We start from the raw sequence: 15,398 nt of genomic DNA on the forward strand, positions 1-15,398 counted from the left end.
TTACACCACAATCGATTTTCCTTTCGCAATATTTTGTTTGTTGCTATCAAAATAGAAGTCAATTCGCCCTAAGTTGATTCCGTAACACCCCACTTGATTTACTAATACGTCTTTCCCAGCTTTGTTTTTGACAATAGTAGGTTTATCTAAAAATGTATGGGTGTGACCACCGATGATTAAATCAATATCTTCAGTCAAGGCTGCCAGTTTCAAATCACTAATCTTGTCTGCATCTTCTTTGGTGTATTTATAACCCAAATGTGATAAACAAATCACTAAGTCACATTTTTGTTCTTTTTTCAAGATGCGAACCATGTCTTGACTGATTTCAACAGGATCGTTGTACACGGTTTCTTTGTATAGTTTTTTGTCTACTAATCCATCAAATTCAATTCCTAAACCAAAAACCCCAATCTTAATTCCGTCTTTGATGAAAATTTTATAGGGTTTTACAAAACCATCCATCACAGTATTTTTAAAATCATAGTTGGCTGAGATGAATTCAAAAGTGGCATGTGGCATTTGAGCGCGCAAACCCTCTACTCCGTTGTCAAAATCATGATTCCCAATAGCTGAAGCATCATATTTCATCATACTCATTAATTTGAATTCCAATTCGCCACCATAATAATTAAAATACGGTGTTCCTTGAAAAATATCACCTGCATCGAGAAGTAATACATTCGAGTTTTCTTGACGAATACTTTCTATCAATGCAGCTCTTCGGCTCACACCTCCCATATTGGCATTACGAGGATCATCGGCAGGAAAAGGGTCAATATGACTGTGAACGTCATTAGTATGTAAAATAGTTATCTTTTTTATATCAGTTGATTTAAAACTGCTCAATGACAATCCCAATCCTACAAATGCAGAACCTGCTGCTGTTTTTTCTATAAAATCTCTTCTTTTCATCTTTCTGTTTTTTGGAACTTATTCTTCAGTAATACGGATGTCTTTGATTACAGGTATAGTGTCTACTTCTTTGAAGTAGTCAATCAGGATATTTCGTAATTTATATTCTAAATCATATTTTTGAATTCCTTTTTTGAAGAAATTCATATTGTCACCGCCATTCGCTAAATAGTCATTCGTAGCAACATTATAAATAGCTGCTAAATCAAGCGGTTTTCCTTGAATAACAATATTTTTTGCGCTGTTGTTTTTTTGAATGGTAAAAGTGATACCTGCAATAGGGTGTGCTTTTTTAGTAGCAATAAAATAATCGACTAATTCTTGAATTTGTTCTCCTTTTAAAGTAATCACCACCAAACTATTTTCAAAAGGCATGATTTCAAATGCAGTACGCGCCGTTACATTTCCTTTAGGAAGAATAGCACGAATACCGCCGCTATTCAATAGACAGATGTCTACTGATTTTTTTTCTCTCAATTGGAATACTTTATTTCCAGCTTGAAGAGTAACATCGGCTAATAAATTACCCAATTGTGATTGCCAAGTGCTGCCACTTTTATCTAAAGTTTCTGGGCTATAGGCTAAAACACTACTTAAATCAGCATCAATATGTTCTCTGTAGGGATTGATATAGTTTTCAATTTCAGTCGTTTGACTTAATTTTTCTGTGATAGGAATGCGTTTGCCTTCAATCGTAGTTAATTGATAATTAGCCTTTGCGCACGAAATAATCAATGATGATGTTATAAATATAACAAAAAGTTTGAAAAATTGATTATACTTTTTTAGTTTTACCATTTCTAATGCCACTTTATTAATTAGTTTTGTAATCAGGTAAATGTACTATGTTTTTAAATTATTTAAAGAATTTTTTTCTAAAATATAAATTAAAAAGTAAATGGCAGGAGGTAAGCACTCAGGCTAGTACTAATGCTATACAAACTGTAGGATTGTTAGTAGATGAGAGTGTTTTTGTAGAAAAACAAGCGTTGATTCAAGCGTTAATCGCAAATGGGTTTTCTCAAAATAACATTACAATACTAGTTTACAGAGATCAAATAAATAATAAAGAATCGTTTTCTGAATTTACTTTTAGCTCAGCAATTGTAAACTGGAGTGGTGAGATTCAGAATACAGTTGTTACTGAATTTATTCAAACTGAATTTGATTTATTGATTAGTTATTATGCCATTGAAAAAGCTATTTTACTACTCATTACTAATAATTCTAAAGCACAATTTAAAGTTGGATTTTCAGCTATAGATAAAAAGTTCAATCATTTGATGATCACAACAAGACCTGAAAATTATTCCGTTTTTGTTCATGAGTTATTCAAATATTTAAAAATATTAAACAAAATAGAATCGTAATATGCAATCATTAATAGGAACTGGTGTTGCTCTTGTAACCCCTTTTAAAGCTGATTTTTCAATTGATACAGAGGCATTAACTAGAATTGTAAATTTTTCAATTGACGGTGGAATAGAGTATTTGGTTGTGCTAGGTACAACTGCCGAAAATGCTACCTTGTCAGCTGCTGAAAAAGAATTGGTCATTACTACTGTTGTCGAAGCAAACAAAGGGAGATTGCCTTTAGTTTTAGGAGTAGGAGGTAACAATACAATGGAAGTAGTATCTGAATTAAAAACCAGAGATTTAGCTGCATTTACGGCCATTCTTTCAGTTTCACCTTATTATAATAAACCAACACAAGAAGGGATTTATCAGCACTTCAAAGCAGTAGCTGAAGCATCCCCACTACCCGTGATTCTGTACAATGTACCTGGACGTACCTCAAGTAATATGTTGCCTGCAACGGTAGTTCGATTAGCGACTGATTTTAAAAATGTTGTTGCTATTAAAGAGGCTTCGGGAGATTTGGTACAAGGGTTTCAATTGTTAAAAACAAAACCAAAAGATTTCTTGGTAATTTCTGGAGATGACATGACCGCTTTGTCATTAATCTTAGCGGGTGGTTCTGGAGTAATTTCTGTTATTGGGCAAGGTTTTCCTGCTGCTTTTTCAGAAATGATTCGTTTGGGATTAAACCGCAAAGTAGATCAGGCATTCCAAACTCAATACCAATTGTCTGAATGCATTGACATGATTTTTGAACAAGGAAATCCTGCGGGAATCAAACAAGTATTTCAGTCGTTAGGAATTGCTGAAAACACCGTGCGTTTGCCATTGGTAAAAGTGGATGATTCTCTAGCGAGCAGAATTGATTCATTTGTTCGAAAAAGCAATAAATAAAGGCAATTTATTTCACATTTTTTTAACTCAAAAAATATTTTGTAGTCGCTAAATTAATACCTAAATTTGCGACCTTAACTTCGGTATGCTTATATCAGGTTGATATCAATCTGAAGTAAACATAATAAAAGTAAAAAAATGAAAAAAATAGTATCTCTCTTACTTGTTATTGCTTTGTTTTGTTCTTGTAACGAATACCAAAAAGCATTAAAATCCGAAGATGTAGCCGTTAAATTCGAGTCTGCAACAAAAATGTATGAGGCTAGAAAATACAATAAAGCAATCCGTTTGTTTGAGCAAATGTCTCAGGCATATAGAGGAAAACCTCAAGCAGAGAAAATGTTTTATATGTTTGCTCAATCGTACTACAAAACCAAACAATACTATTTAGCGGGTTACCAATTTGAAAGCTTTGTATCGAGTTATCCAAAAAGTGAAAAGGTACAAGAAGCGGCTTTTTTAGGTGCTAAAAGTTATTCTATGTTATCTCCTGAATACAGTTTGGATCAGGCAGATACAAATAAAGCGATTGAGAAATTACAAAACTTTATTGACACCTATCCTAATTCAGAGTACTTGGTTGAAGCAAATGCTTTAATGCGTAAAATGAATGAAAAAATAGAGAAAAAGGTTTTTGAAAATGCTAAAGGATACAATACAATTTCTGATTATAAATCAGCTATTGTTGCCTTAGATAATTTTGTTGCTGATTATCCAGGAACACCTTTCAAAGAAGAAGCTTTGTTTTACAAATACGATTCTGCGTATCAATTAGGAATTAATAGTGTACCAGCTAAAATGCAAGAACGTTTGAACGTGGCTAAACTAGCTTATGCTAATTTAATTAAATTCAAAGCAGATACTAAATACAAACAAAAAGCGGACGAAATGTTAGCTCGCATCGAAAAAGATTTACAAAAATTTACTAAATAAAATAAAGTCATGGATTTAAAAAAGACGAATGCTCCAGTAAATACAATAACATATAACAAAACTGTTATTGAAGAACCTACTGGTAACGTGTATGAAGCAATAACCATTATGGCTAAAAGAGCAAACCAAATCAATTCTGAAATCAAAAAAGAATTGACTGAGAAATTGGAAGAGTTTGCTACTTATAACGACAGTTTGGAAGAAGTTTTTGAAAACAAAGAACAAATTGAAGTTTCAAAATTCTACGAAAAATTGCCTAAGCCACACGCTTTAGCAGTTCAAGAATGGTTAGACGGAAAAATCTACCATAGAGACTCCAATAAGTAATACATTTACCATGTCAGTTTTAAACGGTAAGAAAATTTTGCTAGGAGTGTCTGGTGGAATTGCTGCCTATAAAACCGCTTCATTGGTAAGACTCTTTATAAAAGCAGGTGCACATGTCCAAGTGATCATGACACCTGCTTCTAAGGATTTTGTCACCCCACTTACTCTCGCGACATTATCCAAAAATCCAGTTTATTCTACTTTTTACGACACAAATGATACCACTGCTGAAGATGGACTACAATCCAAAGAAGAGGGGGTATGGAACAATCATGTTGAATTAGCACTTTGGGCTGATTTCATGCTCATAGCTCCAGCTACCGCCAATACATTGTCAAAAATGGCATCAGGAACTTGTGACAACCTGCTTTTAGCGACTTATTTGTCGGCAAAATGTCCAGTTTATTTTGCGCCAGCCATGGATTTGGATATGTACAAACACCCTTCAACACTAGCTAATTTTAAAACCTTGGCTGACTTTGGAAATACCATAATTCCTGCTGAAAGTGGCGAATTAGCGAGTGGTTTATCAGGAGAAGGTCGGATGGCTGAACCAGAGAATATCGTTTCTTTTTTGGAAGCAGACATAGCAAGTAAATTGCCTCTTAAAGGAAAAAAAATATTGATTACAGCAGGACCTACTTACGAAGCCATTGATCCTGTCCGTTTTATAGGAAATCATTCTTCTGGAAAAATGGGCTACGATATCGCTTTATGTGCGGCTCAATTAGGGGCTTCAGTTATTTTAGTTTCTGGACCTTCTCATTGTAAGGTACATCATTCAGCAATACAGTTGATTTCAGTCGTTTCGGCTCAAGAAATGTTGGACGAATGCCAACGCTATTTTCCACAAGTAGATGTTGCTATTGCAGCAGCAGCAGTTGCTGATTATAGACCCAAGACGGTAGCTTCGCAAAAAATAAAAAAATCAGCTGCGGAATTTGCTATTGAATTAGAAAAAACAACGGATATTTTAGCTGCAATGGGTGCGGTTAAGAATAATCAGTTTTTGATTGGATTTGCCTTAGAAACTGAAAATGAAATTGAAAATGCAAAGCTAAAAATTCAGAAAAAAAACTTAGATTTGATTGTTTTAAATTCGCTTCAAGATGAAGGTGCTGGATTTCGAAAAGAAACCAATAAAGTAACTTTCATCGACAAGGATTTTTCCATTGAACCAATGGAGTTGAAATCAAAAGAAGCAGTTGCCAATGATATTCTTACTAAAGTAATAGCTCATTTTCATGCGTAAAATAATTATTTTCTTGTTGTTTCTAGTGAGTTCGGTTGTGCAATCGCAACAGCTGAATTGTACTGTTACGGTCAATGCTCAGAAAATGACCAATCCCAATCAACAGGTTTATAAAACATTGCAAAGTGCTTTAACCGATTTTGTCAATAAAACGGATTGGACAGGGCAGGTAATGAAGCAAAATGAGAAAATCAATTGTTCTATTTACATCACGCTTTTGTCTGGTGGTACAGATGAGTTTTCGGGAACCATTCAGGTACAATCTTCAAGACCGGTTTTTGATTCCACTTTTTCGACACCCATCTTTAATTTTAACGACAAAGACTTTAATTTTAGATATACTGAATTTGAAAATCTAATCTACAATCCCAATTCGTTTGATTCTAATTTAGTTTCTGTTATTTCTTTTTATTGTAATGTCATTTTAGGATTAGATGCAGATTCGTTTGCAGAACAATCAGGAACTCCTCAATTAGAAGTGGCTCAAAATATTGCGAATATAGCACAGCAAGGCGGGTATAAGGGTTGGACGCAATCGGAGGAGAATCAAAACAGGTACTTTTTAATAAACGATTTATTGTCGCCTACTTATAGCGAAGTCCGTATTGCTTCATTCAATTATAATACGGCTTTGGATGGCATGAGCAAAGATTTGAAAGTAGCTAAAGAAAAAATTAAATTGGCCTTATTAGGTTTGAATAAAGTACATTCATTACGTCCCAATGCTTTTTTAACGCGAGTATTTTTTGACGCTAAGTCAGATGAAATAGTTTCTTTATTTTCAGGAGGACCTAGTTTGTCCATCACTGATTTAGTGGATAGTTTAAATAGAGTATCTCCAATGAATTCCAGTAAATGGAGTTCGATTAAATATTAAAGTTAACCTTCAAGTTTTTACTTAAATGATCACATCGCTATCGATAAAAAACTATGCATTGATTGAAAAATTGGCTATCGATTTTTCAAAAGGATTCTCTATTATAACTGGAGAAACGGGTGCAGGAAAGTCGATTATCTTAGGTGCGATGGGACTAGTTTTAGGGAAACGAGCCGATTTAACTTCGCTAAAAAATAAAGAAGAGAAATGCGTTATTGAGGCGTATTTTGATATTTCGAAATACAATTTACAATCGTTTTTTGAAGCCAATGACTTGGATTATGAAAACGAAACTATTATTCGTCGAGAAATACTTCCTTCAGGAAAATCTAGAGCTTTTATCAATGATAGTCCGGTGAATTTGCAGGAATTACAAGATTTGAGTTTATTTTTGATTGATATTCATTCGCAACAGCAAACCCAAGAATTGTCAGATGAAAATGTGCAATTCAAAATTATTGATGCTATTGCAGATAATCAAGACGAAATTCAAAGTTATCAAGCTCTTTTAAAAAGTTACAAAGAAGATAAATTCCATTTGAATTCGCTCTTAAAAAAGCAAGCCGAATCTATTAAGGAACAAGAATACAATACGTTTTTGTTGAACGAATTAGTTGCAGCTCAATTGAAATCAGGAGAACAAGAACAATTAGAAGCTGATTTTGAGAAATTGAACAATGTTGAAACAATCAAAGAATCCGTGGATAAATCGTTGGCATTAGCCAATGAAGAACAAATAGGAGTATTGGTTAATTTGAAAGAGATCAAAAATTCACTACAAAGAATTGCTTCATTTGCTCCTGAATATGCTTCGTTATTAGAGCGTATTACGAGTTTAGTAATTGAATTAGACGATATTTCAGATGAATTGACTAATTGTTCCGAAAAACTAATTAATGATCCAGAACAATTGGATTTGATTAGTCAAAAACTGCAGTTGATTTTCAATTTGCAAAAGAAACATCAGGTTACTACTGTTGACGAATTATTGGCTATCCAAAATACATTAGAAACGACTCTTTTTGAATTGGGTAATCTAGAAAGTGATATTGCTACTTTGACCCAATCCATTCAAGATAAAGCGAATCAATTGGATGCTTTAGCGTTGGCGATTCATCAAAAAAGAACAGATGCAGTACCCGTTTTGGCAAACCAATTAATAACTATTTTGGATCCATTAGGTATGCCTAATGTTCGTTTCAATATTGAAATTAAAGACACTGAAAGCTATCATCAAAATGGTAAAGACGAGATTCAGTTTTTGTTTTCGGCCAATAAAGGAACCGATTTTGGCTTACTCAAAAAAGTAGCTTCAGGAGGGGAGATGTCCCGAATCATGCTGGCTGTAAAAGCGATTTTAGCACGATACTCTAAATTACCAACCTTGATTTTTGACGAAATTGACACGGGAGTATCGGGGGAAATTGCCATCCGAATGGGGGAGATTATGAAAGAAATGAGTCAGACGATGCAGATTTTTGCGATTACCCATTTGCCACAAATAGCGGCTAAAGGAAATGCGCATTTCAAAGTATTCAAATCTACTATTGGAGACGATACACAATCGGAATTGAAATTATTAAATACTGAGGAACGAGTACTAGAAATTGCTCAAATGTTATCGGGAGCAGTAGTATCTGACTCGGCTCTAAATCACGCCAAATCCTTGTTGAACTAAAGATTTGGTTTATATTTGCACACAACTAAAAAAGAATAAATAGTAAATTATTAGAATTTAAGATATGATTATAGAACCTAGAATGAGAGGATTTATTTGCTTGACAGCTCACCCAGCTGGATGCGAGCAAAATGTAAAAAATCAAATAGCTTACGTACAATCAAAAGGCACTATTGATGGTCCTAAACGTGTATTAGTAATTGGGGCTTCAACAGGATTTGGATTGGCTTCAAGAATTACAAGTGCTTTTGGTTCTAACGCTACTACATTAGGTGTTTTCTTCGAAAAAGCGCCAGCTGAAGGGAAAACGGCTTCGCCAGGTTGGTACAATTCTGCGGCTTTTGAAAAAGAAGCGACTAAAGCAGGTTTGTATGCAAAAAGTATCAACGGAGATGCTTTTTCAAACGAAGTGAAACAACAAGCGATTGATTTAATCAAGACAGATTTAGGTCAGATTGATTTAGTGATTTATAGTTTGGCTTCGCCAGTGCGTATGCATCCAAAAACGGGTGTATTGCACCGTTCTACTTTAAAACCAATTGGAGGTACTTTTACGAATAAAACCGTTGATTTTCATACCGGAAATGTAACTCAAGTGTCTATTGAACCTGCTAATCAAGAAGATATCGATAACACCGTAGTGGTTATGGGTGGCGAAGATTGGGCGATGTGGATGGAGGCTTTAAAAGAAGCTAATGTATTAGCTGAAGGAGCTACCACAGTGGCCTATTCCTACATTGGGCCTGAAGTTACTGAAGCAGTTTACAGAAAAGGAACTATCGGTCGTGCCAAAGATCATTTGGAAGCGACTGCTTTTGAAATCACAAAAGACTTAGCTTCTTTGAATGGAAAAGCGTATGTTTCTGTTAACAAAGCTTTGGTTACCCAAGCGAGTTCAGCTATTCCAGTAATTCCATTGTACATTTCATTGTTATACAAAATCATGAAAGCCGAAGGTATTCACGAAGGATGTATCGAACAAATCCAACGTTTGTACCAACAACGTTTGTACACCGGACAAGCAGTTCCAACAGATGATAAAGGAAGAATCCGTATCGACGATTGGGAAATGCGTGAAGACGTACAAGCTAAAGTAGCAGCATTGTGGAAAGAATCTACTACTGAGTCATTACCAGAAATAGGTGATTTAGCGGGATACAAACAAGATTTCTTAAACCTATTTGGTTTTGGATTCGAAGGTGTTGATTATTTAGCTGATGCAGATGAAATGGTACAAGTACCGAGTATTTCGTAATTTCTGATTACATTTCTATATAAATGCACCCAATTGGGTGCATTTTTTTGTTTACTCCATAGCCAACGGATTGAAATCCGTTGTTATAAAAATCTCCCGTCCCGCTGGGACTACAAAATGGGTCATCCCTACGGGATTTTTCTTTTCCATTTTATATTTTCAACGGATTAAAATCCATTGCAACAAAATGGGTCATCCCTACGGGATTTGCAAATAACTTGTGAGAGCCATCGGCTCGGTCTATATTTAAAGGCAGGACTTCAGTCCTGTCGATATCTATCGTTATGCCTATTATATTATGTCATATATCCAACGGATTAAAATCCATTGCAACAAAATGGGTCATCCCTACGGGATTTGCAAATAACTGGTGAGAGTCATCGGCTCGACCTATTTTACAAGGCAGGACTTCAGTCCTGTCGATATCTATCGTTCTGCCTATCATATCATTTTATATTTTCAACGGATTAAAATCCATTGCAACAAAATGGGTCATCCCTACGGGATTTGTAAATAACTTGCGAGAGCCATCGGCTCGACCTATTTTACAAGGCGGGACTTCAGTCCTGTCGATACACCAATCAATGGAACTATAACATTATTTTCCAACGGATTAAAATCCATTGCAACAAAATGGGTCATCCCTACGGGATTTGCAAATAACTGGTGAGAGTCATCGGCTCGACCCATTTTACAAGGCAGGACTTCAGTCCTGTCGATATAATCATAGTGACTACTATTCCTTCAAAAAACCATATTCATACACCTTTGGTTTAATCTTATCCGCCAAAACAGCCAATTGACTTCGCAAGGCGCCAATTAATTCCATGTACCTTGTATCATCGCTTTTGGAATTCATGCGGCCTTTGTCGTTGCGACCTTGGAAATATTCTCGAATGTCGTACAAACTGGCATTCACGTTGTAAACGACATTACGATTTTGCGAAGCCGTCTGGTGGTAGTATTTCCATAATTCCCTTCCAGCATCGAAAACGGCGGTAGCTTCGGGTGAGAATATGAGTGGATTGTACTCTCTTTTTGTCATTCCGACAAAGGAGGAATCACATACCGTAGTAGTTGATTTATGTGATTCTTCACTGCGTTCAGAATGACAAAGTGTAGTGGGAGTTGTAGCCGTTTGTTGAAACAACGTTTGTTGCTCTCCCTCTCCTTTGGGTAGGGCTGGGCTTATTTTCCCTTTCATAAAATCAGTCATGAAAGCGCTTTCAAACTTGGCTTGGGCATTGACTTCTTGTTCTGTAAAGGGTATCCAGTGGTTGGTGCCTTCTTGGCTTGTGATTTTATTTTGACTATTGAATAATGTAAATGCCAAACAATCGTTTTGAAATTCAAAATCGTTTTGCCAACCGTCATTGGGATATAAAAATTGGTCTCTGTCGTTAAGCCAAGTCGCAGTAATGCAATGACGTACCGAAAAATATATTGAAGATGAAATTAAATTCTTAACAGTTATTTTTTTGCAATATCTTTTCTGTTGCTTTGTTAATATGGAAAATTTATTATTATTTTGAAAATCGGATGGATAAAATGAAAATAATCCAATATGATTTTCTTTTTCATCTTCAAAAAGTCCAAACCATTTATTCAAACTTACTGGCAACTCTCCATAAAAGTTTTTACCTGAATTATAATTTCCGTTTTTATCATAAACATCAGTAGAAATAGTACTGATTTTAGTTTTAATTGCAGTATTCCAAAGTGTAAAACCAATCGGAAATTTTCCTTTTACATTATCAAAAGTTTCCGCAGGAACAATAAAACCACTTATATAATCGGCTAAAAAATACTCTTTGAATTTTTTAAAATTAGAACCATTTACAAATTTCAAAGTAGAGAATTGACCCAAAATACAACCCGGTATTTTTTCGTATAGATTTGCCATAAATAAGGCGAAAATTTCATTGGTTGCAGCTCCAATTTTAGGTTTCAAATGTTCATTTATTTTAAAATTGGTTGTAACACCGCTTTTATTTTCGCCAGTTCCTGTAACTGTTTTTGTCGAAGTCGCCTCCGCATACGGCGGGTTAATATAAATCACCAACTTCTTTCGTTTTTCTTCGTCGTTGATAATGTCTTGTAGGCTTTGGGGTAGTTTGCTAAAATCATCATTTAAGAAATCAAACTGAAAGACGTGGTTTTTGAGTAGGTTGGCACCGTGGTCAATGCGTTCGTGTACCACACTTACATCGGCTTGATCTAAAGTGCTGGCGTAAATGTTGTATTTGTTGGTTAAACCTGCCAGCAAGTTGCCTGTTCCTGCGGCGCAATCCCAAATATAATAGTCGTCTTGCCAGTTTTCGCCCAAATAGTCCGTAAGGTATTTTTGAGACAGTTCGACCCATTTTCGGGGCGTAAAAAAAGCACCTTTTCGTTCTCTAATGTCTTGTGGAACCAACAAATCGCGGCGTTCAATAATGTAATCTTGAAACTCTTTGAGGGGCGGTCGTTTGTAATTTTTCCAAAATAGGAGGTAGGTCTCTTTCACTTTGAGGTTAATCGTGGCATCAAACATTTGCTTGATGTTTTCCTTGGCAATTTTATAGCCTTGGTTTTGGAACACCACAAATAAATTATCGCGAATGGTAGAATCATCTTCTAACGCTTGGGTGTCTTTGTCGTCCACAAACAAGTCGGCAAGGTAAAAGTCGCTATCTAGAATATTCGCTTTTTTGAGGTCGTCCCAATTGACATCAATAATGGGTTTCACCACATCCAACCATCGCAAATAAATAGGGATGAAGTTATTTTTGTCAATCTTAATTTTGTTCGAAGTAGTGGCCTTGGCTACATTGTTTTTGATAAACGTATGTAACTCTTTGGCGTCTTTTTCGTACTCAAAAACATAGGTATTTTGCTTTAGTGTGGACTCAATTCGGGTTTTAATGAGTTGGAATTCTTTGGTTTCGTGGTTGCTCGGCGTCACGTTCCAATTGAAGTCGTTCAAGTAAAAAATATCCTGCACGTTGATGTACGGCACAAACGCAATTTTCTTAAAGTCAAACGCACCCAAAAAAGCGGGAGGCATGGTTTTGTCAAAGGTTCGAGCTTTACCAATGGTTAAAATCAGTTGGACAAACATGGCAGGAATATCAAAGTTGCCAGTTTTGGCTTCCGCCCAAAGCAAAGGCGTAGCCCCACCCCAACCCTCCCCAAAAGGGAGGGGGCGTTGTTTAGGAAAAACAGTAAAATCAATATTTCCAAGTATTTCGGTGGTGTCGAAGGCGGCAAACCAGTCGGCACCCACTTTGTTCTTTAACTCTTCTTCACGAATGTTTTTGTATTTCATTTTTGGGGGCAGTATTTTCTATAAAAGGTGGGGAGCTTTTATGGATTTGGGGTTATCTGTTATCTGTTGTTGGTTGTCAGTTGTTGGTGAATTGTTTAATTATGAAATGGAGTTTTATCAGTGGGTAAATTGAATTCTTTTAAAACGGTATATAGTTCTTCAAGTGAATTGGGGTCAATTAATTCTGTATTGATTTTTAGCACTGTTTGTTCGGTAATCAATTTGTAATCTCCTGCAAACTCTTTGATTTGAATGATATCTTTCAGATTGATTTTTTTGTGGTAACCAAAAAATCCATTTTTTTGAAGTGTTCCGTTTTCAATGGTTAGGTATTGATTTCTTATTTCTAACAGAGAAGTTATTAAATAGATTAAACCAATTATGAAAAAGACGTATTTTGTCCATCTTGTATTTTCAAAATCGAGTATTTTTTCTAACCCAATTGCTATATAAAATGTACTCAATACTAAATTATATATTAATCTTTTTTTCTTGAATTTTATTTTCATAGTTGGGGGCTGTTTGGGTATTAGTTATGATGTTGGGATACTTTGTAGCTTTGGGATAGTTTAGGGGATAGAGCGTTTTTTTAATCTTTAAATTCGGTTTTTAATTCCTCCCACATTTTATTAGAAAGAATAGGTTTGTAAGAGGTAGATATACCTTTGCTGTATTCTACAATATACTCGGCTCTTTCTTTAGAATTGGGATGAGTGCTAATCCAAGTAAGGTTTTTTGAAGTATCACCTTCGTTATCAGAAAGCTTGAAGAGAAAATCAGCAAATGGTTTAGGATTCACTTTTGCGTTTACTAAATAATCTACGGCTTGGAGGTCAGCTTCTTTTTCTAAACTTCGATCAAATGCAGTTGAAGACAACATTTTTGCCGTTTGTTTAATAACTTCTGGACCGCCATCTTTTGTAGTCATGGATATTAAAACAGAAAGTCCTATTTCTTTGACTAGTTTCTTCATTACATGATTACGTTCTATATGTGCTATTTCATGACAAATAACACTTGCGAGTTCTTCGGGATTGTTGGTATCTTTAATTAGTCCGCTGTATACAATTAAGTGGCCATTTGGTAATGCAAAGGCATTGATTTCGTCTTTGTTGAGTACATGGATTTTTAGTTTGTTTTTGTCAATTTGATTGGCTTTGCAAATAGTTGTAGTGATGCTATCAATTGATTTGAGCACTTGAGGATTTTTATTTTCCGATTCGGATTTTTGGTACACTTCCCAAAATAGATCACCTAGCTTTTGTTCTGTTTTATTAGTAATTTGTTGAATTTTAAAAATTTTAACCCAATCAATTTGGGTTAACCCAATCCATGTTCCAAAAAATAAAAGAACAATTAAAATACCTTGAATAATTACTTTCTTTATCATTTTGATTTGCAAATTAAGTTAGTTAATGTGCCATAAAACCACCATTCAACATGAATCCCTTTTCTGGTTTGAATTGCGGTATAGATAGTTGAAATGAATTCAATTAAGTTAAAGAGTATTGCTGCCATTATATAAGCAACATAGTTACTTGTGATGGACTTATCTGTAAATAATATTGCTACAGTCCACCAAAATCCATAGCTATTGATGAATAGCATAGATAATTGGGATAATAAAGCTTGTGTGCAATGCCAACGAACAAAGTAGGTTGATTTTCGATTGCTCAAATAAAAAATTAATGTAGCAATTAAATTGACTATTGGTAACGGAAGGCCAACTATAATAGCTATTAAAGACATTAAATAACTACTAGAAGCAGTCTCAGCTTCATGTTCGCCAGGCTCATAACTAAATTTTTTTATGTTTGTCATAGTCCCTTAATTATATTCCAAATCCAATTGATAACTACGAGAACTAACAATGGAATTGCAAATATTGTTTTTTTAAGGTAGGTTTCTGTTTTTTGATAGAAAACCAATAATGAGATTCTGTTTCTTACGATGTCTATGCTTATCCAAAATGGAATAATTAGCAGTAAAAAAGCAGCGAGATAACCCAAGGGATTTAGAAATAAAGCTTCGCTAAAATTACCCTTAGATAATAAGACAACAGAACGCGTTGTGCCACAGGAAGGACAGGGTATAGAGGTCAGTTTTTTAAACAAGCAAACCGTAACCGATGAATTTTCATTAGTATTGTCTGTCAAATTATAGAAAAGCCAACTATACCCTGAAGCGCAAGCAATTAGCAATATTGCATACAACTGATTCCTGTTATGTGTCATTAATATAAAAACCCTTGAATTTTTTGCATGTTTTTTTCTCTTGTTGCCTTTTGAATTGAGAACCAGTCAATGATAGTCCAGATACCTAATCCACCACAAGTTAAAAGTTTTCCTACTCCAAGTCCTGTGTCGCCAATAATAAATCGGTCGATTCCAAAGCCTCCAGCTAAAATAGAAACAATTAAAGAAGTTGTGGGGTCTTTAAATTGAATCGTAGATAAATTGTCCCATTTTGAATCATCAAGAGCTAGTAAACGCTCTCTAATCATATTCATTTGATGGCTTTCAAAGAATTTTCCGTTTGACATGATAAACATATCTACTTTTTGTGCATCCATATTTTATTGTATTTTAATTGTCCTACTCG

At 35.0% G+C, this 15,398-nt stretch carries 16 protein-coding genes; 8 read left to right on the top strand and 8 right to left on the bottom strand.

The window, feature by feature from the left end; translation table 11 throughout:
• On the bottom strand, positions 1 to 915 hold the full coding sequence (locus tag RMR09_RS04960) for a metallophosphatase (RefSeq protein WP_310594698.1): 915 nt from the start codon (positions 913 to 915) through the stop codon (positions 1 to 3).
• Between the two features lie 18 nt (positions 916 to 933).
• Positions 934 to 1,713, bottom strand: a complete 780-nt coding sequence (locus RMR09_RS04965; RefSeq protein WP_310594699.1) for a 5'-nucleotidase — start codon at positions 1,711 to 1,713, stop codon at positions 934 to 936.
• Between the two features lie 47 nt (positions 1,714 to 1,760).
• On the opposite strand from RMR09_RS04965, the gene RMR09_RS04970 reads away from it, so the two are divergent.
• The 8 genes from RMR09_RS04970 (at position 1,761) to fabV (ending at position 9,490) form a co-directional block, all read left to right on the top strand.
• Positions 1,761 to 2,285, top strand: a complete 525-nt coding sequence (locus RMR09_RS04970) for a DUF6913 domain-containing protein (RefSeq protein WP_310594700.1) — start codon at positions 1,761 to 1,763, stop codon at positions 2,283 to 2,285.
• A 1-nt stretch (position 2,286) separates the two neighbouring features.
• A complete protein-coding gene (gene dapA, locus RMR09_RS04975) occupies positions 2,287 to 3,168 on the top strand; it encodes a 4-hydroxy-tetrahydrodipicolinate synthase (RefSeq protein ID WP_310594701.1) in 882 nt (293 codons plus the stop codon).
• Between the two features lie 138 nt (positions 3,169 to 3,306).
• Entirely contained in the window at positions 3,307 to 4,101 is a 795-nt protein-coding gene (locus tag RMR09_RS04980) for an outer membrane protein assembly factor BamD (protein ID WP_310594702.1), read from the top strand.
• A gap of 9 nt (positions 4,102 to 4,110) precedes the next feature.
• On the top strand, positions 4,111 to 4,428 hold the full coding sequence (locus RMR09_RS04985) for a DNA-directed RNA polymerase subunit omega (protein WP_026709525.1): 318 nt from the start codon (positions 4,111 to 4,113) through the stop codon (positions 4,426 to 4,428).
• 10 nt (positions 4,429 to 4,438) lie between these two features.
• Entirely contained in the window at positions 4,439 to 5,680 is a 1,242-nt protein-coding gene (coaBC, locus tag RMR09_RS04990) for a bifunctional phosphopantothenoylcysteine decarboxylase/phosphopantothenate--cysteine ligase CoaBC (RefSeq protein WP_310594703.1), read from the top strand.
• On the top strand, positions 5,673 to 6,557 hold the full coding sequence (locus tag RMR09_RS04995) for a DUF4835 family protein (RefSeq protein WP_310594704.1): 885 nt from the start codon (positions 5,673 to 5,675) through the stop codon (positions 6,555 to 6,557). Before coaBC ends, RMR09_RS04995 begins: the two co-directional genes overlap by 8 nt.
• Positions 6,558 to 6,582: 25 nt before the next feature.
• Positions 6,583 to 8,235 (top strand): DNA repair protein RecN, encoded by a 1,653-nt coding sequence (gene recN / locus RMR09_RS05000; protein WP_310594705.1) that lies wholly within the window; start codon positions 6,583 to 6,585, stop codon positions 8,233 to 8,235.
• 64 nt (positions 8,236 to 8,299) lie between these two features.
• Positions 8,300 to 9,490, top strand: coding sequence for an enoyl-ACP reductase FabV (gene fabV / locus RMR09_RS05005; protein WP_310594706.1), 1,191 nt, complete (start codon positions 8,300 to 8,302; stop codon positions 9,488 to 9,490).
• A 736-nt stretch (positions 9,491 to 10,226) separates the two neighbouring features.
• Here fabV and RMR09_RS05010 read toward each other — a convergent pair.
• The 6 genes from RMR09_RS05010 to RMR09_RS05035 all read right to left on the bottom strand — a co-directional run bounded on the left by RMR09_RS05010 (position 10,227) and on the right by RMR09_RS05035 (position 15,369).
• Complete coding sequence (locus tag RMR09_RS05010) at positions 10,227 to 12,797, bottom strand: hypothetical protein (protein ID WP_310594707.1); 2,571 nt, start codon at positions 12,795 to 12,797, stop codon at positions 10,227 to 10,229.
• A gap of 95 nt (positions 12,798 to 12,892) precedes the next feature.
• On the bottom strand, positions 12,893 to 13,306 hold the full coding sequence (locus tag RMR09_RS05015; protein WP_310594708.1) for a hypothetical protein: 414 nt from the start codon (positions 13,304 to 13,306) through the stop codon (positions 12,893 to 12,895).
• Positions 13,307 to 13,386: 80 nt separating this feature from the next.
• Positions 13,387 to 14,187 carry a M48 family metallopeptidase gene (locus RMR09_RS05020; RefSeq protein ID WP_310594709.1) on the bottom strand — a complete coding sequence of 267 codons (801 nt, stop codon included), beginning with the start codon at positions 14,185 to 14,187 and terminating at the stop codon, positions 13,387 to 13,389.
• Complete coding sequence (locus RMR09_RS05025; RefSeq protein WP_310594710.1) at positions 14,184 to 14,618, bottom strand: DUF4870 domain-containing protein; 435 nt, start codon at positions 14,616 to 14,618, stop codon at positions 14,184 to 14,186. Before RMR09_RS05025 ends, RMR09_RS05020 begins: the two co-directional genes overlap by 4 nt.
• Positions 14,615 to 15,031, bottom strand: coding sequence for a DUF2752 domain-containing protein (locus RMR09_RS05030; protein ID WP_310594711.1), 417 nt, complete (start codon positions 15,029 to 15,031; stop codon positions 14,615 to 14,617). The genes RMR09_RS05025 and RMR09_RS05030 overlap by 4 nt, the downstream gene beginning before the upstream one ends.
• Positions 15,031 to 15,369 (bottom strand): TM2 domain-containing protein, encoded by a 339-nt coding sequence (locus RMR09_RS05035; protein WP_310594712.1) that lies wholly within the window; start codon positions 15,367 to 15,369, stop codon positions 15,031 to 15,033. The genes RMR09_RS05030 and RMR09_RS05035 overlap by 1 nt, the downstream gene beginning before the upstream one ends.
• Positions 15,370 to 15,398 lie beyond the last annotated feature (29 nt).

The sequence above is a fragment of the Flavobacterium sp. genome (genome assembly GCF_031537875.1).
GTDB lineage: Bacteria > Bacteroidota > Bacteroidia > Flavobacteriales > Flavobacteriaceae > Flavobacterium.